Below are 15729 nucleotides of genomic sequence, written 5' to 3'. Positions count from 1 at the left end.
CGCGTGGCTCTTCGAAGGCGGGCGCGATAACCGGCAATGCCTACCGGGCCGCACATGCCGTCACGGGTGCATCCGCGCGCCCTTGGTGACCTTGTCGACGATCTTCTTGTCGGCCCGCAATGCAATGCCTACCACCTTGGCCGTGTCCGGCCCGTATTGGGCGAACACCGCGCGATTCGCGTCGTCGTGGCCGGTGGCAAACATTTCGTCGATATACAGAGCCGGCTTGAGCTCGCGCCCCAGCGCACGCCGGTGAATATTTGCCATGTGAGCCGCATCGGTACTCAATACAATGATCGGTTGCACCGACAGGCTACTGTAGACGTTGCCGGCGGCGTCCCGATACGGTGCGCCCATGATTTCCGGAAAGTTGCCGACAATGCCGCTCATCAGAAACGCCGTTACATTCAGTTTTTGCCACACCGCAAGGTCTTCCCGGACCACGATGGCAATCTTGGTGTCAAACATTGCCGTTCCTCTCACCAGGTGAAAATGTCGCGAGCTTTTCCAGCAGCGCCCAAAGCAACGGGGCCTGCTCTCCGAAATGCTGCGCCACTTCGTCGTTCAAGCCGTCCATCACCGCCTGCAATTCGGCCTGCCGCCGACGCCCGTCGGCGGTCAGAAAAATCAGGTTGACCCGACGATCCGCCGCATCGGCGCGGCGCACGACCAAACCCAGCTTCTCGAGCCGGTCCAGCACCCCGGTAATCGTCGCACTGTCGGCAAACAATCGATTGCCGAGCTGCGCGCCGCTCTGCCCATCTTCTTCCCACAGCACCTGGAGAACCGCGTATTGAAACGGCGTCACGCCGTGCGTGGCGAGGCGGGCTCGCGAGGCGCGCGCCACGGCCTGTGCCGCCTTGGCGCTGAGAAAGCTCACGCAAGTGTCGATATTTTCCATGACTCATATTCTAGGACACACATATCTAGCACGCAAGATATATGTACACATTGAATATTCTACGAAATTACGCGCCTGCAGATCGCCCCGCCCGTGATCTAATGAAGCACTGCTCGACGCTCCCATGAAGACTCTTCACGATCCCACACCCGAGCGCTCCGGCGAGCGCATTCTGCTGGTGATGTTGCCGGGCGTCGGCGACCATCCGGAATCGTTTTTTCGAAATGACGTGGTGCAGGGGCTGCGCGAACGGCATTTGCCCGTCGATGCCCTCGCGGCCGAAGCGGGCTTCCCTTATTACGCCGACGAAACCCTGGTGGATCGCCTCGACCAGCATATCGAACGCGTCATGCGCGAGCGCGACATTCGCCGCCTGTGGTTTCTGGGCACGTCGCTCGGCGGCATGGGTGCGCTGATATACAACCGCGCGCGGCCCGGCCGGGTCGATGGCACCGTTCTGCTGGCCCCCTATCTCGGCAGCCGGCGCGTCGTTACCGAAGTGCGCGATGCGGGCGGCCTGCATGCCTGGCATCCAAGCGAGGAAGCGCCGGGGGACATGGAGTGGCGCGTGCTGCGGTGGATGCAGCAGCGGCTGCTCGATCCGGGCACCCTGCCCAGGCTCTACCTGGGCTACGCGCGCGGCGACCCGTTCGCGCTGGGCAGCGAGCTGCTGCAACGGCAACTACCCGCCGAGCGCACCGCGGTGATCGACGGCGGACACGACTGGTCCGCCTGGTCGTTACTTTGGCAGCGCCTGCTCGAGCGCGCGCCGTTTGACTCACTTGATGCGTAATTCTCGCCAACGGCGAGCGCATGGCGCCGGGAACGGGGCCGACAGCGGCGCCGGCCCCGCGGCGGCACGCGGCGGCGGAAAATGCCGGCCCTGCTCGCTCAGGCGGCGATGAGCGATCTGCCACGTCGGCAGCTCATCGACGTCCTCGGTCCAGTGCACTACCGAACTCTCGTCACACCAAAGCATCACGCGTCCCATGATTCTGCCGTGCTTGCCGGCCTTGACGTAGGCCAGCATCGCCGCTTCGTCCTGCCACGCGGTGCGGGTCCAATAGGTACGCAAGCTTTCGCTGAGCACAGCAACCGCCAGACAGCCCGGCGCGCCGCGCGCCTGCATGGCGGAGCCGAGCGTCGCGGCCAGTACCTGCGGCAAGTGCCGCCAGGCTCTCACGTGCAGGCGTGTTACCGACATGACCGGCACGGCGACTCGCCCAGGTCAACGCGAGGCACCCAACTGCCGTGCGCCCCGTAGGGCACGCGCTGCGGCAAGCTGATGCGGGCCAGCGGTGCATGATCGAAGTGCCGGGCATCGAGCACGATCAACGCGCTGCGATCGGTCGTAGCGTCGTAGACAAAGCTCAGAACCCATCCTTCGTCCTCGCCGGCCGAGGCATGCGCGGCGATGAACACCGGTTCGGCGGCCATCGCGTCAGGCCCAACGTCGTGCTTGATCACTTCGTCGCGTGCGAAATCGTATTTGAACAGGCCACCGCACGCATGCCATGCCTGCGCCAGCCGAATCTCCGCCGCATAGCCGTAGCGGTGCGGGCGCCCAACACACCGTTCGTCCAGGCGCGGCAGCTCGCCCGGCGCGTTGCTCAGGCAATGGTGCGCGACGCGGCCGCTGGCCAGGTCGATGCGCCACTCGTGCATGCCCAGACATGCCTGCGCACGCGGCGCGTCGCCGGTCATGTAATACGGGTCGCTGACCACCGCGCGCAGCACCACGGCCTGGCCATCGTCGAAGGCGTTGAGCACATGCGGGATAAAGCACGGCTCGATCTCGAACCAGCGCACGGGGGCATCGTGCCGATGCAACTCGAGCAAGCCCAGCCGCATCGCATAGCCGCCATCCCAGCAAAACGGCAGACCGCCGCCGGGGCGCGGCGGCCGCTCGAACACCAGCGGCTGATCGATGAACACCGCGAAGCGCCGTGTGATGGCGAAATCGTGCATGGCCGTCGCCCCGGCAACGTCGATCGCCTGGCGGCGCACGATGCGCCCGGCCGGATCGGCGCAAAAGTAGGTGACCCACGGCCGCCACGGCCGGTAATTCACGAAATGCAGTTCGCCGGTGGCCGGATCGCGCTTCGGGTGGGCGCTCATATTGGCTGCCAGCTGGCCGTCGAAATCGTAGCAGCCCTGCGTTTCGAGATCCGAATTCAACGCATACGGCATGCCGACGTCGCACAGCGCCAGCAGGCGCCCAGCGTGCGCGATGACATTCAGATTGGCTGGGTTGTGCGGGACCCAACGCCGGTCGAGCGGGCCCGGCAACGCCGCCTGGCCGGTCGCCGCGGCAAGGCTCTGCGTGCGCACCCAGCGATTTCGATACCAGCAGGCACGCCCCGCCGCCAGACGCACGCCATGGATCATGCCGTCGCCCAGGAAGAGGTGGGCGGGCACGCCATCGCCACCGGACAGCGCCGGGTGGGGATTGAAGCTGTTGCGCACATACAGTCCGTCGAGTTCAGGCGGAAGCGCCCCTTCGACCGCCAGATCCGTTACGCTGGTTTCGGCCTCCAGCGGCCGCAGCTGCCCGCTATCCAGTGCGCCGGGCGCGCTCGCCGGCTCACGTCGCATGCGCTGGGCGCCGCTCGGCGCGATAGCGTTTCTTGAGCTCTGTGTAGACCTCAAAGAACGCATCGGGACCGGGTATATCGAGCTCGAGCATTTTGGCGATCCGCATGACGATGTGCTCGCGGTAGCGCCGCTCGACTTCCGCGATATCGAGGCAATGCATTTTCAGCAGCGTCATGAATACCGGATGCTGCGTCACCCCGTCGCTGGCCGGCTGCAGCAGGAACCACGCCGTGCGCAGCGCCACCAGACGCTCGCGCTCGGGGTCGTCCGAGCGCTCGATGGTCTGCTTGCAGTAAAACTCGAAACCCACCGAATGGCGCATTTCGTCGCGCGCCAGGTCCTTGACGATCTGCACCAGCACCGGCTCCTCGACCGTTTTGGCGAACTGGTTATAGGCAGTGTTCGCGGCGATTTCCGAGCAGATGTTCGAGGTCAGCATCTCGACCGGCGAATGCGTCATCGGGGTGATCCTGCGCCCACGGTGAATGAACTCCTGCGCAACCGGCACACCGAGGCGGCCGAGCCAGCGGATCAACGCCAACGGATGCTTGGTCTCCTCGTAGAACCACACCGACAGCCATTGCGTGAAGTCCACATCGTCGTGCAGCAGTTGCATGAACGCCGCGGTGGCGGAGAACGTCGTCAATTCCGCATACGCGGCGATTTTCACGTCTTCGATCAGAGCCGGCGTCACTTTGCTCGTGTCGATCTCGTCCCACGGCTGTTCGCGAAAAATCCAGCGCGCCCGCTCCGATGATTCGAGCAGCCGGTAGTATCCCAATTGATTGCTCAGGTCCTCCAATTCGTGCGCCATCGTCCTCCTCCTTCGCGGCGACTCATCCGAGTCCGCCGCTGATGCCCAAGATCTGCCCGGTCACGTAAGCTGCCTCGTCCAATGCCAGGTAACCGACCGCGGCGGCCACTTCGTCGGCGCCGCCCGCGCGCTTCATCGGCACCACCGCGTCGATCACGCTTTGCGCAATCCCCTCGGCCATGCCGGCGGCGATAAAACCGGGCGCGATCGCATTGACCGTGACGCCGCGCGTGGCAAGTTCCAGCGCGAGCGCTTTGGTGACCCCATGCAGTCCTGCCTTGGCCGCCGCGTAATTGCCCTGCCCGCGATTGCCGATGCTGCCCACCACCGACGACACACTGATCACCCGCCCCCAGCGGGTGCGGATCATCGGCAGCAGCAGCGGCTGCGTGACGTTGAAAAACCCGTGCAGCGACACCTCGACAACGCGCCGCCACTGCTCGAACGTCATGCCGGCCAGCGGCGCATCGTCATGCACGCCCGCGTTGTTGACGACCACCTGGATCGGCCCCGCTTCAAGCAGGTAAGCCAGCGCCTGCGCGGCCCCCGCGTTGTCGATCACGTCGAAGCCGACCGTCTCGGCGCTGCCGCCGTGCCCGACGATTTCGTCGGCGACGGCCTGTGCGCGCGCCGGGTTGCGGTGCGCATGCACGATCACATGGCAACCCTGGCGCGCCAGGCGGCGGCAAATCGCCGCGCCCAATGCGCCGCTGCCGCCGGTGACGAGCGCTCGCCTGGCGGTCGCCGATGTCATGGCACGCCTCGCTCGATGGCGACCGTCATCATGCCTCGCGTCAGGGTTTGCGCCGCACAGCACACGTCGAACGCATATTGCGCGCCGCCGCCCTGCGCGGCCTTGAGCGTGGCGCGAACCGCCAGCGGCGCGGCGCCGAGCGTATCGAGGCGTTCTGCAAGCAAATCGACACGCCGAAACGCGGCCACATAGGCCCGCCGCAGCGGCGCGTCGCCGCTGACCAGGCTGGCATGCAACGCAACCGCCTGCGCCGCATATTCGATCGCATGCACGCCGGCCAGCCGGCCGAGCCAGCGCAGCGGATGCTCGGGATCGGCATGCGAGCCGGCCGCGCACTCGATCATCGTGTCGTCCCAGTCCGTCACGGCATCGAGCAAGCGCATCGCGCCGTCGTGCGGAATGCGGCGGTAGATCTCATGCGCGACCAATCGGTGCGATATCGACTGCGACACTCGCTGCTCCTCCCGCATCCAGGAAAATCCGCTCGCGGCGGTCCGTGGCCATGCATTCGAGCAATGGCAATGCACGCGCCGCTGCGTTGCCGGCCCGCAAGTCCTCCCAGGCCGGATGTGTCATGCGCGAGGCCGGGCAACCGGGAATGCGTTCCACGTTCAGTGCCCAACCGCGCGCACCGAGCGCCCGGCCGCTGACCAGCATGGCGGTGGCAAACGGCGCGCAGATCGGCAAGTGGCGGTCGATGATGGCCGGCGCCGGCTGCTCGTAGGAGACCAGCAGCACCGGGGCCTGCTCGCTCACGACGATCGAGAGCGCTTCGAGCAAGCCGGCGGCAAAGCTCGCCTCGCCTGCGCTCAGGCTGACCGAACCGGCCTGCGCGTGCGCGCCAATCGACCAGTAACCGGCCGTGGCGTTGTGCACGATGTTGTGGAAATGAATCGGCGAGACCGGCGCGCCGGGCTGGCCAAGGGCCATGCACACACGGTCGGTCACGTGCAGATCGCCGGCCGACGAGGTGAACACCGAGGCGATGAGGGACACGTCGAGCGGCGCGCGCGCGGCCAGTTGCTCGGTCACGCGCAACGCCAGGCGAATCGCTGTGGTGGTGCGACGCCGTTCGTTGGGTGCCAGCATCGACGGTTCGCCGCTTGGCAGATCGCCGAGTGCGCCGTCGCACGGCTCGCGCAACAGCGCCGCGCCCTGTGCCCAGTCGCGCACGCCGGGGCCGAGCATCTCGACGGCATCGACGAACAGGGGAGTCATGCGAGTGCCTCAAAGACGAGCGCGCAGTTGTTGCCGCCAAAGCCGAATGAATTGCTCAGCACGCGCTTGAGCGGCCGCTGCAGCGTCTCCAGCGCCACCGGCGTGCGCAGCGCCGGGTCGATCTCGCGCGCATTCAGGTTCGCGGGGACGAGGCCGGCACGTATCGACAAAAACGAAATGACCGCCTCGGTAATGCCGGCCGCACCCTGCGTGTGACCGGTCCAGCCTTTGGTCGAGCTGCAAAGGCAGCCGTCGCCGAACACCGCCGCAATCGCTGCATCTTCCGCGCTGTCGTTCGATGGGCTGCCGCTGCCGTGCAGATTGACATAATCGATCTCATCGGCATCCAGTCCGGCGCGCTGCAATGCCAGTTCGATGGCCGCGCGTGCGCCGGCGCCCTCCGGATGAGGCGCGGTCATATGATAAGCGTCGCTGCTCTCGCCAAAGCCCGTCAGGGCGATCGCTCCAGGCCCGGTCTCATGCGGCACCCTCTCGAGCAGCGCAAAGCCGGCCGCCTCGCCGATGCTGATGCCGTCGCGCGCCTTATCCCAGGGGCGGCACGGCGCTTCGGAGAGCAGCCCGAGCGAGCGAAAACCGTAGATGAATCCCTCGTTGGCGCAATCGATCCCCGCCACCACGGCCGCGTCGCACAGGCCGGCCTGGAGATGCCGATACGCACTGGCAAACACCTTCGCACTCGAGGAGCAGGCGGTCGATATGGTCGCTGCCGGTCCGTCGATGCCCAGTACGCGGCAGCAAAACTCGGTGGCCGAAGCCAGATGTGCGGTATGCCTCACACGCACGTCCGGGCCAAGATCGCCATGGGCGGGATCGCAGCCCACATAGCGAGCCTCCAGTTCGGCCAGGCCCGAGGCGATGGTGCCGATGAAGCAGCCGATCCGCTGCGCGCCGTAGCGCTCGGCCGCGCGCCGCACTGCTGGCGCGAATCCGTCTTGCGCCAGCGCGCTGCCGAGAATACGGTGCGCCCGGCAATCGTACTGCGCCAACGCGGCCGGCACCGGCGCATCGGCCGCGCCATCGATCAGGCCGAGCCAGGTCTGGCCGCCGGCACGCAGCGTCACCTCGCGCAGTCCGCCTCGCCCCGTCTGCAAGGCCCGCAGCGCCGCCTGGTTGCCCACGCCCAGCGCGCTGGTCAGCGTGTAGGCCGTCACATAGATTGGAGTTTGCCGGGCGATATCGCTCATAAGGCCAGGCCCTGCACGATGCACTTGCCTGCGGCAACGCGCGTGCCGTCGTCGTCGGTGCACTCGAAGCGCAAGTGAGCGTCGTCTTCGCGTGCCAGGGTGATGGTGAACGCCTGATCGGGCCGCAGCACGTGCATGAATTTCGCGTGATCGATATGCACGACGCGCGCCCCGGCGTTCCAGGCAGCCAGGGCCGACATAACCCGCTCGAGGATCACCACCGCCGGCACCACCGGCTGTTCGGGAAAGTGTCCGGGAATCGCGCCATGATCGCTGCGCACCACGTCACGCACCGCGTACCGTGCGCCGCCGGCTGTCGCATCGTGCGTCATTGCCGTTCACGCCTGCCGGTGCTGTTCGACATACTGTCCGAGCGATCGAAGCGATTTGAAAATCTCGTCGTTCTTTTTATCGCCCGGCGTGATGGTCACGTGGTAAGTCGATGAGAGCAGCATGCCCAACTCGAGGGCATCGATCGAATCCAGGCCCAGGCCTTCGCCGAAAATCGGTCCATCGGGATCGATGTGTTCACGATCGATATCGAGGTTGAGTCCCTCGATGATCAAGGTGGCGAGCTCGCTTTCGATTTTCGTGGGCGTGGTTATCATGCTGCACTCCAGAGACCGACTGCATTGACCTTGGAGAAACTGTAGCGCGCCACGCCCCACTGGCAATAGACCGAAATCGCGTAGTTTTGAAACGATGCGCTTATGCGCGTTGCCCGGCGGCAAGCCCGGCGTGCGCGACACCGGCCACGGCGTTGCGACCTTCCCGGCAAACCGGGATTGCCGATCGAGCGCTACGAAGATTCGATGTGTCGGCGTGCGGTGGGGTGATCCAGCGGCACATGCCGGACGAGTTTTCCGCCATGTCGGCGGTCCAGTTCAGGACGCGGTCTCAGTACGGCCTCGGGGGACGGCACGCCGAGCGCGGCGAGCGCATGCACTACACGCTCGCCTACCGCGCTGAGATCCACCGCGTCGCCGGGCGCCTCACCCGGCAGGAAATCGATCTCGGCGCCTCGCGCGGTTTGCCAGACTTGATAGTCGAGAATGCCGGCCTCGCTGAACAGCACCGAGGTGAATACCTTCGGATGCACGATGATCCGCTCGCCGCGGTCATCGCCGTACGCAAAATTCTCTTCGTGCCTGCCCTGCAAATCTGCCACACGACGATGGGCCGAGCCGCACGGACACGGTTCGTCGAGCAGCGTCGGCTGATCCGACAGCTCATAGCGGATCAGCGGCGTGAGCCGGTTGAACAAATTGGTCACGAATATTTTGGCAGCCGTCTGGCCGGGCGCAATCGGTGCGCCCTTCTCGTCGACCAGTTCGACGATGAGCGTGTCGTCACTCAAATGCATCCCCGCACCGGCGCCGCACGACATCGCAAGCCCGCTGGTCTCGCTGCAACCCCACCAGTTTTGCACTGGCGCAGCGGGAAACGCGCGCGAGAGCCGCTCCCGCGTGGATGGGTAGAGCGGCTCGCCGATGCCGATCGACAGACGCGGCGCAATCGTCAGACGCCCGGCCGCGGCCTCCTGCGCGAGCAGGCCCAGCATCGACGGATACCCTTGCAGTACGATCGGCTGGGCGGCGTTGAGGCCGCCCACGATATGCGGCAGTGGCGACGTGACCGGAAATTGATGGAAGCGAAACTGCGGCGATCTGAAGGTTTCGGTCAGCGCGTAGGTCATGTGCGTGGCCTGATTGGCTGCCACTTGCGCGATCGCGAAGCCACTTTGCGGCGACGCAGCCATGCCGGCGGCCAACGCATAGGCAAACGCATAGCGTTGCGCCGTTGCATAGCACTCCATCCAGCCGTCCCAGCCGTACACGAACACCCCTCGCCGGCCGGTCGCGCCGCTGGTGGCGACCGCATGCCAGGCATCGAGCAGGTAGCTGTCGCGATCGCCGAGCCGCGCCAGATGACGGTTGGCAAGCTGCAGCGTCAGACGGGCGATCGGTGGCGATCTCGTCGAAGTTCGCCATCAGGTCGTGCTTGGTCATGGTCGGCAGGTCGCGCAAACCCGCTTCGGTAAGCCGGGCCGCATCGACACTGGCCAGGCGCGCCGCATGCCACGGCGAGCGCTGCCGGGCATGGGCGATCAGGGCGCGCAGCCGGCGCTCGCGTTCTTCGCGCAGGCGTGCGGCGGGCCAGCGCAGGCGCTCGAACGCCGCCGCCACCACCGGTTGCACCGCGGCGCAATGACGCTCGCGCAGTGCTTCGTCGCGGGTATTGCGAGCGCCTTCGTCCGGCGGCGCAACGTCTGGGGAGGATGGTATCGTCATGGGGCACCCGTGAGTCTGGCCCCGAACATTTCAGGCGAGATCCCGCACCAGCGCGGCAAGCGTCTCGGGCGCCACCGCATCGACGCGATAGGTGTAGTTCGGATGCTCGATGCCGATCGCCAGGCTCGGCGCCCCCGTGCCGCGTTGGCCGCGCAACTCGGCAATCATCTCTGGCGTCAGCTCGAAACGCAGGAAATGCACCGACGAGGTTTTGGTCTCGTTTTGCCGGTCGAGATCCTCATCGGCAACCGCGAACACGCGCGGATGCTGGCCGACCTGCACATAGACCCGGTCCTGCACGCCGAGCAGGCGCGCGAGTTCGACCTTGCGCACGGCTTCATCGGCATACTCGATCATCATGGTCGCCTTGAGATTGTGCCCGTCCGGGATCAACGGGTTGTAGGCGTCGAGTTCATCGAGAATGCCGCGCTCCTCGAAGGTGCGCTCGATACGCAGCATTTCCTGGATCTGATAGCGCACCGTCAGCTCGTCCTCGAAAATCAGCGTGACGTGGCCGCCCACCGCCACCGTGCGCCGCTTCTTGTGGGCCATCACCTCGGCGCGGAATTCCTGGCGACGGCGCGCATACTCTTCCAGCGACCACAGACTTTCACGGCTGATAGACATCGGTCGAACTCCTTATATTCCGTAGGCGCGGCGCAATAGCGTGAGCGGATGCGCCAACTCCGGCACGCGGGCGCCTTCGGCCTGCCCCATGCCCTGTTCAATATGATGACCCGCGAGCTGGCAGTCGGAACTGATGAAATCCGGCTCGTCCTTGGCCATGGCCTTGAAAACCGGGCGGCCGATTTTCATGGCCGTCGCGTGATAGGCCTTTTTCACGCCCCAGGTGCCGGCGTGCCCCGAACATCGTTCGACCGTGTTGACGGTGGTTTCCGGCAGCAGCTTGAGCATCTCCTCGGTCTTGCGGCCAATATTCTGGACCCGGCCGTGACAAGGGATGTGATACGACACCTTGCCCAGCGGCTGCTTGAAATCGGTTTTGAGCAGGCCATCGCGATGGCGCGCCATCAGGTACTCGAACGGATCCCACATCGAGGCGCCGACCTGGCGCACCGCCGCGTCGCCGGCGAACAGCAGCGGCAACTCCTGCTTGAACATCAGCGTGCAGGACGGAATGGCCGACAGAATCGCATAGCCGGCCTCGGCATAACGCTGCAGCACAGGGATATTCTTGTCCTTGTGCTTTTCCACCGACGCCAGATCGCCCAGCTCGAATTTCGGCATACCGCAGCACGCCTCCTTCTCAACGATTTCGTAGGGAATCTCGTTGTGCCGGAGAATTTTCAGCAGATCCTCGCCGATACCCGGTTCGTTGTAATTGACGTAGCAGGTAGAAAAAATCGCCACCTTGCCAGGGGTGCGCTCGCCGTCGCGCACGGCCGGTGCGGTATCGTCGCGCGCGATGCTGCGGAATTTGCGCGTCGCGTAATCGGGCACCCAGGCGTTTTTGTCCACCCCGAGCGCGCCTTGCATTGCCTCGCGCACCACGGCGGTACGGTTGAGCGCGTTGACCGTCTGGGTGACGATCGGGATGCCGGCGAACTTGCCCAGCCCGTCGGTCGACGACAATATCCGGTCACGCCATTTGCCGCCGGTCTTGCGGAAAGCAACCGCCTTGGCGCGCAACATCGTATGCGGGAAATCGACGTTCCACTCGTGCGGCGGCACGTAGGGACACTTCGTCATGTAGCACATGTCGCACAGGTAGCACTGATCGACGACGTCGGCGTATTTTTCTTTCGGCACGCCGTCGACCTCGCCGGTCGGCCCTTCGTCGACCAGATCGAACAGCGTCGGGAACGCGCCGCACAGGTTCACGCAGCGGCGGCAGCCATGACAGATGTCGAAGATACGTTCCATTTCGGCCTGCAACGCGGCCTCGTCGTAGAACGCTTCATCCTTCCAGTCGAGGGCGTGCCGGGTCGGCGCCTCCAGACTGCCTTCGCGAATCGACGCCATCGGGTCCTCCTGTTTGTTTTTGTGGCAGATGCGCCAAACAGGCGACGGGCCGCGAGCCCGCCGCCCGTTGCAGGGCGCCACCGATGCGAGTGGCGGATCAGTCGGTCAGGCTGTCCAGCGTGCGCTGGAATTTGTTGGCGTGCGAGCGCTCGGCCTTGGCGAGCGTTTCGAACCAGTCGGCAATCTCGTCGAAACCCTCTTCCCGGGCGGTTTTGGCCATGCCGGGATACATGTCGGTGTATTCGTGGGTTTCCCCCGCCACCGCCGATTTGAGGTTGTCGCGGGTCGGGCCGATCGGCAGGCCGGTCACCGGGTCGCCGGACTGCTCGAGATACTCGAGGTGGCCGTGCGCGTGCCCGGTTTCCCCTTCCGCGGTCGAACGGAACACCGCGGACACATCGTTGTAACCTTCGACATCGGCCTTGGCTGCGAAATACAGATAGCGTCGATTGGCCTGTGACTCGCCGGCGAATGCTTCCTTCAGATTGCCTTCGGTCTTGGAACCTTTGAGAGACGACATTGAGCACCTCCTGTTTTGCGGGAACGACGGAAGGCGCCTGCGGCCGCGGGCGATCCTGTGCCCGCCGTCGCGACGCCCATGCTTTGGTAGGACAGACGTGCCGTTCAAGTCTACGAGATCGCCACCCGACTGTAAATCAAGGATTTTTATTGGCCCGATAGTCTTACGCAATTGCCGTCGTAGCCGTCTCACGCCGCATCGAAGGCGCGGCGCAGCGCGGCAATCGCAGCCTCGTGCGCCTGTGCGACGTCGGGCACCAGCCGGCGCATCTTGAAGAATTCGTGAATCATGCCGTCAAAGCGGTGCAATTCGACGCGATTGCCGGCCAGGCGCAGTTTTTCCGCATAGGCGATTCCTTCGTCGAGCAGCGGGTCATATTCCGCCACGGCGATCCAGGCCGGCGCCAACCCCGAGAAATCGGGGGCCGATACCGCGCCGTCCAATGGCGCGAAACGCCAGTCGTCACGATCGTCACGGGTGCGGATGTAGTTCTCGAAAAACCACTGAATGGTTTCTTCCGGCAGAAAATAGCCGTGCGCGAGCCGCCGGTGCGACGCTGTGTCCTGATAGCCGCAGGTGCCTGGATACAACAGCATTTGCAGCACCAGCGGCAGCCCGGCATCGCGCGCCAGCACCGCGCCGACCGTCGCCAGCGTACCGCCCGCGCTGTCGCCGCCGATCGCGATGCGGCCCGCGTCGAGCCCCAGCGCGTGGGACTCGGCGTGCAACCAGTGCAAGGCGTCGAAGGTATCGTGCACGGCGCTCGGAAAGCGATGCTCGGGCGCGAGCCGATAGGCGACCGACAGCACCGCGCAATCGGCGCCGCGCGCCAGCAGCCGGCATAGCGCGTCGTGCGTGGCCAGGCTGCCGACCGTAAAGCCCCCGCCGTGCAGGTACATCAGTGCCGGCAGCGGCGCGGCCCAACTCGCTTCGCGCGGCAGATACAGTCGCGCGTCGATGCGGCTGCCGTCGCGCACCGGCACGCTCAGGTCTTCGACGCGATGCAGCGGCGCGGGCGGCACGTCGAGAATCGGCGCCGAGCGTTCATACGCCTGCCTCGCCTCGGCAACCGTCAGGGTATGCAGCGGCGGATATTTCGAGTTCTCTATCATTTGCAGCAGTGCTGCGACTTTCGGATTTAACGGCATGCGCGACGAGCGGAAAAGAAGGCCGATTCAGGGGCGAGCAACGCGGCCGTATGATGTCATAATCGACGCGATAATGCAGACACCCACCATCAGCGAGGAGACGCGCGACTCATGTCCACCATTCTGTATTTGACGCAAATCCGTTTCGATTTCGGCGCCGTGCGCTGGCTGGCCGAGGAATGCGAGCGCAATGGCATTCGCAAGCCGCTGCTGGTCACTGACCGGGGTGTAGCAGCGGCCGGCCTGGTGCAGCGCGCTCAGGACGCGCTGCCCGCGCCGGTGCCGGTATTCGACGGCACGCCGCCGAACCCGACCGAGGCGGCGGTGATCGAGGCGACCGAACAATATCGCGCGCACGGCTGCGACGGCCTGATTGCCTTGGGCGGCGGATCTTCGATCGACCTGGCCAAAGGGGTAGCGATCCTGGCCACCCATCCGGGGCCGCTGGTGACCTACGCCACGATCGAAGGCGGCAGCCCGAAGATCAGCGCTGCGGTCGCGCCGCTGATTGCGATTCCGACCACCGCCGGCACCGGCAGCGAGGTCGCGCGCGGCGCCATCATCGTGCTCAACGACGGCCGCAAGCTTGGCTTCCACTCGTGGCATTTGATGCCCAAGGCGGCGATTTGCGATCCGGAATTGACGCTCGGCCTGCCGCCGATGCTGACGGCGGCCACCGGCATGGATGCCATCGCTCACTGCATCGAAACCTTTCTGGCGCCGGCCTTCAATCCGCCGGCCGACGGCATTGCGCTGGACGGCCTGGAGCGCGGCTGGGCACACATCGAGCGCGCCACGCGAGACGGCAGCGACCGCGAGGCGCGCAAGCACATGATGAGCGCGTCGATGGAAGGCGCGATGGCATTCCAGAAGGGTTTGGGCGCCGTACATTCGCTGTCGCACCCGCTGGGCGGACTGCCGCTGCACCTGCATCACGGCACGCTCAACGCGGTGGTGTTGCCGGCCGTCCTGCGTTTCAACGCGCAGGCGCCTTCGGTCATCGCCGAGCATCGCTATGCGCGGCTGCGGCGTGCAATGGGGCTGGCCGCGGATGCCGATCTATCGGAAGCGATTCGTGAAATGAACGCGCGGCTGGGGCTGCCCACGGGGCTCGCGCAAATGGGCGTCACGCGCGAAATGTTCGACAAGGTGATCCACGGCGCGCTGCGCGACCACTGCCACAAGACCAATCCGCGCGAAGCCAGCGCCGACGATTACCGGCGCATGCTTGAAGAGTCGATGTAACCCAACCGGGGCGGCGCGGGTCGCACGGCCCTGCCGCCCTGCGAGCGGTTAGATCAGCTTGACCACCTGCTTGCCGAAGTTCTTGCCCTGCAGCAGGCCCAGGAAGGCCTCGGGCGCATTTTCCAGGCCGTAGGCCACGCTCTCGCGGTATTTCACGTGACCGTTGGCGACCAGCGCGCCCAGTTCGCGCAGCGCCGGCGGCCACGCATCGGGATGCTCGCTGACGATAAAGCCTTGCACCAGCAAGCGATTGGTGAGAATCAGGGCGGGCGCCTGCAGCGGCACCGGCTGGCCGTCATAGCCGGCGATCATGCCGCACAGGGCGATCCGCCCGAACGCGTTCATGCGACGCAACACGGCATCCAGGCCAGCGCCGCCGACATTCTCGAAAACCGCATCGACGCCGTCCGGCGTCGCCGCCTTGAGGTCTTCGTACAGGCGGCCGGCCTTATAGTCGACACACGCATCGAAGCCCAGCGTTTCGGTCACGTAGCGGCATTTCTCCGGACCGCCGGCAATCCCCACCACCCGGCAACCCTTGACCTTGGCCAGTTGCCCGACGACGCTGCCAACCGCGCCGCTGGCCGCGCTGACCACCACGGTCTGGCCGAATTTCGGCTCGCAGATACGGTTCAGGCCGTACCAGGCCGTGACCCCCGGCATGCCCAGCACGCCAAGGTAGGCGGACAACGGCGCCAACGCATCGTCGACTTTGCGCAAGTCGCGGCCGTCGGCCGACAGGCCATACTCCTGCCAGCCGAACAGGCCGGCGACCTTGTCGCCCGGCCGCCATTGCGGATTGCGCGACTCGATCACCTCGCCGACGGTGCCGCCGATCATGACCTGATTGAGCGGCTGGGGCGGCGCGTACGATTTGGTATCGTTCATCCGCCCGCGCATATACGGGTCGAGCGACAGATAATGATTGCGCACCAGGACCTGGCCGTCGCCCACCGTCGGCACCGGCGCTTCGACCAGCCTGAAATTATCGACACTGGCGTGGTCCTGGGGACGGGATACCAGCAGAATCTGGCGGTTGACGTTCGGCATGACGG

General features: G+C 65.5%; 19 protein-coding genes. 2 read left to right on the top strand and 17 right to left on the bottom strand.

Features of this window, described 5'->3' with window-relative positions; genetic code table 11:
- Positions 1 to 60 precede the first annotated feature (60 nt).
- Complete coding sequence (locus PATSB16_RS08330) at positions 61 to 468, bottom strand: DUF2000 family protein (RefSeq protein WP_047213726.1); 408 nt, start codon at positions 466 to 468, stop codon at positions 61 to 63.
- Positions 461 to 901: a MarR family winged helix-turn-helix transcriptional regulator gene (locus PATSB16_RS08325; protein ID WP_047213724.1), complete on the bottom strand. Its 441-nt coding sequence runs from the start codon at positions 899 to 901 to the stop codon at positions 461 to 463. The genes PATSB16_RS08330 and PATSB16_RS08325 overlap by 8 nt, the downstream gene beginning before the upstream one ends.
- Before the next feature lie 124 nt (positions 902 to 1025).
- On the opposite strand from PATSB16_RS08325, the gene PATSB16_RS08320 reads away from it, so the two are divergent.
- Positions 1026 to 1694, top strand: a complete 669-nt coding sequence (locus PATSB16_RS08320; protein WP_047213722.1) for an alpha/beta fold hydrolase — start codon at positions 1026 to 1028, stop codon at positions 1692 to 1694.
- Here the strand turns inward: PATSB16_RS08320 and PATSB16_RS08315 are convergent.
- From PATSB16_RS08315 to PATSB16_RS08250, 14 genes are all read right to left on the bottom strand, one after another.
- On the bottom strand, positions 1680 to 2105 hold the full coding sequence (locus PATSB16_RS08315) for a hypothetical protein (protein WP_156884676.1): 426 nt from the start codon (positions 2103 to 2105) through the stop codon (positions 1680 to 1682). The genes PATSB16_RS08320 and PATSB16_RS08315 overlap by 15 nt on opposite strands.
- Positions 2096 to 3496, bottom strand: a complete 1401-nt coding sequence (locus tag PATSB16_RS08310) for a carotenoid oxygenase family protein (protein WP_047213720.1) — start codon at positions 3494 to 3496, stop codon at positions 2096 to 2098. The genes PATSB16_RS08315 and PATSB16_RS08310 overlap by 10 nt, the downstream gene beginning before the upstream one ends.
- Positions 3486 to 4310 carry a ferritin-like domain-containing protein gene (locus tag PATSB16_RS20840; RefSeq protein WP_047213719.1) on the bottom strand — a complete coding sequence of 275 codons (825 nt, stop codon included), beginning with the start codon at positions 4308 to 4310 and terminating at the stop codon, positions 3486 to 3488. Before PATSB16_RS20840 ends, PATSB16_RS08310 begins: the two co-directional genes overlap by 11 nt.
- A 22-nt stretch (positions 4311 to 4332) precedes the next feature.
- On the bottom strand, positions 4333 to 5064 hold the full coding sequence (gene fabG, locus PATSB16_RS08300) for a 3-oxoacyl-ACP reductase FabG (protein WP_047213717.1): 732 nt from the start codon (positions 5062 to 5064) through the stop codon (positions 4333 to 4335).
- Positions 5061 to 5516, bottom strand: a complete 456-nt coding sequence (locus PATSB16_RS08295) for a hotdog family protein (RefSeq protein ID WP_156884674.1) — start codon at positions 5514 to 5516, stop codon at positions 5061 to 5063. The genes fabG and PATSB16_RS08295 overlap by 4 nt, the downstream gene beginning before the upstream one ends.
- Entirely contained in the window at positions 5479 to 6282 is an 804-nt protein-coding gene (locus PATSB16_RS08290) for a beta-ketoacyl synthase chain length factor (RefSeq protein WP_052892623.1), read from the bottom strand. Before PATSB16_RS08290 ends, PATSB16_RS08295 begins: the two co-directional genes overlap by 38 nt.
- Positions 6279 to 7487, bottom strand: coding sequence for a beta-ketoacyl-ACP synthase (locus tag PATSB16_RS08285; RefSeq protein ID WP_047213714.1), 1209 nt, complete (start codon positions 7485 to 7487; stop codon positions 6279 to 6281). Before PATSB16_RS08285 ends, PATSB16_RS08290 begins: the two co-directional genes overlap by 4 nt.
- Positions 7484 to 7819, bottom strand: a complete 336-nt coding sequence (locus tag PATSB16_RS08280; RefSeq protein ID WP_047213712.1) for an ApeI family dehydratase — start codon at positions 7817 to 7819, stop codon at positions 7484 to 7486. Before PATSB16_RS08280 ends, PATSB16_RS08285 begins: the two co-directional genes overlap by 4 nt.
- A gap of 6 nt (positions 7820 to 7825) precedes the next feature.
- Positions 7826 to 8095 carry a phosphopantetheine-binding protein gene (locus tag PATSB16_RS08275; protein ID WP_047213710.1) on the bottom strand — a complete coding sequence of 90 codons (270 nt, stop codon included), beginning with the start codon at positions 8093 to 8095 and terminating at the stop codon, positions 7826 to 7828.
- A 191-nt stretch (positions 8096 to 8286) separates the two neighbouring features.
- Positions 8287 to 9324, bottom strand: a complete 1038-nt coding sequence (locus PATSB16_RS08270) for a phenylacetate--CoA ligase family protein (RefSeq protein WP_156884672.1) — start codon at positions 9322 to 9324, stop codon at positions 8287 to 8289.
- Between the two features lie 484 nt (positions 9325 to 9808).
- The gene (locus tag PATSB16_RS08265; RefSeq protein ID WP_047213707.1) at positions 9809 to 10405 is read right to left on the bottom strand and encodes a DUF3501 family protein; all 597 of its coding nucleotides are present in this window, start codon (positions 10403 to 10405) and stop codon (positions 9809 to 9811) included.
- Positions 10406 to 10417: 12 nt separating this feature from the next.
- A complete protein-coding gene (locus tag PATSB16_RS08260; RefSeq protein WP_047213705.1) occupies positions 10418 to 11761 on the bottom strand; it encodes a heterodisulfide reductase-related iron-sulfur binding cluster in 1344 nt (447 codons plus the stop codon).
- Positions 11762 to 11858: 97 nt separating this feature from the next.
- On the bottom strand, positions 11859 to 12281 hold the full coding sequence (locus PATSB16_RS08255) for a rubrerythrin family protein (RefSeq protein WP_047213704.1): 423 nt from the start codon (positions 12279 to 12281) through the stop codon (positions 11859 to 11861).
- Between the two features lie 188 nt (positions 12282 to 12469).
- Positions 12470 to 13429: an alpha/beta hydrolase gene (locus PATSB16_RS08250; RefSeq protein WP_047213703.1), complete on the bottom strand. Its 960-nt coding sequence runs from the start codon at positions 13427 to 13429 to the stop codon at positions 12470 to 12472.
- Positions 13430 to 13540: 111 nt separating this feature from the next.
- Between PATSB16_RS08250 and PATSB16_RS08245 the strand changes: the two genes are divergently transcribed.
- Positions 13541 to 14674, top strand: coding sequence for an iron-containing alcohol dehydrogenase (locus PATSB16_RS08245; protein WP_047213702.1), 1134 nt, complete (start codon positions 13541 to 13543; stop codon positions 14672 to 14674).
- Between the two features lie 48 nt (positions 14675 to 14722).
- On the opposite strand, the gene PATSB16_RS08240 is transcribed toward PATSB16_RS08245, so the two are convergent.
- Positions 14723 to 15724: an NADP-dependent oxidoreductase gene (locus PATSB16_RS08240; protein WP_047213700.1), complete on the bottom strand. Its 1002-nt coding sequence runs from the start codon at positions 15722 to 15724 to the stop codon at positions 14723 to 14725.
- Between the last annotated feature and the right edge of the window lie 5 nt (positions 15725 to 15729).

The organism is Pandoraea thiooxydans, from assembly GCF_001931675.1.
Lineage (GTDB): Bacteria > Pseudomonadota > Gammaproteobacteria > Burkholderiales > Burkholderiaceae > Pandoraea > Pandoraea thiooxydans.
The sequence above is the reverse complement of the archived record's forward strand: the minus strand, read 5'-3'. Positions and strand labels throughout refer to the sequence as shown.

Coding starts and splice junctions, on each gene's coding strand:
- PATSB16_RS08280 (WP_047213712.1), bottom strand. CDS start 7,819: ATGACGCACGATGCGACAGCCGGCGGCGCACGGTACGCGGTGCGTGAC.
- PATSB16_RS08245 (WP_047213702.1), top strand. CDS start 13,541: ATGTCCACCATTCTGTATTTGACGCAAATCCGTTTCGATTTCGGCGCC.
- PATSB16_RS08320 (WP_047213722.1), top strand. CDS start 1,026: ATGAAGACTCTTCACGATCCCACACCCGAGCGCTCCGGCGAGCGCATT.
- PATSB16_RS20840 (WP_047213719.1), bottom strand. CDS start 4,310: ATGGCGCACGAATTGGAGGACCTGAGCAATCAATTGGGATACTACCGG.
- PATSB16_RS08315 (WP_156884676.1), bottom strand. CDS start 2,105: ATGTCGGTAACACGCCTGCACGTGAGAGCCTGGCGGCACTTGCCGCAG.
- PATSB16_RS08260 (WP_047213705.1), bottom strand. CDS start 11,761: ATGGCGTCGATTCGCGAAGGCAGTCTGGAGGCGCCGACCCGGCACGCC.
- PATSB16_RS08275 (WP_047213710.1), bottom strand. CDS start 8,095: ATGATAACCACGCCCACGAAAATCGAAAGCGAGCTCGCCACCTTGATC.
- PATSB16_RS08330 (WP_047213726.1), bottom strand. CDS start 468: ATGTTTGACACCAAGATTGCCATCGTGGTCCGGGAAGACCTTGCGGTG.
- PATSB16_RS08325 (WP_047213724.1), bottom strand. CDS start 901: ATGGAAAATATCGACACTTGCGTGAGCTTTCTCAGCGCCAAGGCGGCA.
- PATSB16_RS08310 (WP_047213720.1), bottom strand. CDS start 3,496: ATGCGACGTGAGCCGGCGAGCGCGCCCGGCGCACTGGATAGCGGGCAG.
- PATSB16_RS08290 (WP_052892623.1), bottom strand. CDS start 6,282: ATGACTCCCCTGTTCGTCGATGCCGTCGAGATGCTCGGCCCCGGCGTG.
- PATSB16_RS08265 (WP_047213707.1), bottom strand. CDS start 10,405: ATGTCTATCAGCCGTGAAAGTCTGTGGTCGCTGGAAGAGTATGCGCGC.
- PATSB16_RS08285 (WP_047213714.1), bottom strand. CDS start 7,487: ATGAGCGATATCGCCCGGCAAACTCCAATCTATGTGACGGCCTACACG.
- PATSB16_RS08240 (WP_047213700.1), bottom strand. CDS start 15,724: ATGCCGAACGTCAACCGCCAGATTCTGCTGGTATCCCGTCCCCAGGAC.
- PATSB16_RS08255 (WP_047213704.1), bottom strand. CDS start 12,281: ATGTCGTCTCTCAAAGGTTCCAAGACCGAAGGCAATCTGAAGGAAGCA.
- PATSB16_RS08250 (WP_047213703.1), bottom strand. CDS start 13,429: ATGCCGTTAAATCCGAAAGTCGCAGCACTGCTGCAAATGATAGAGAAC.
- fabG (WP_047213717.1), bottom strand. CDS start 5,064: ATGACATCGGCGACCGCCAGGCGAGCGCTCGTCACCGGCGGCAGCGGC.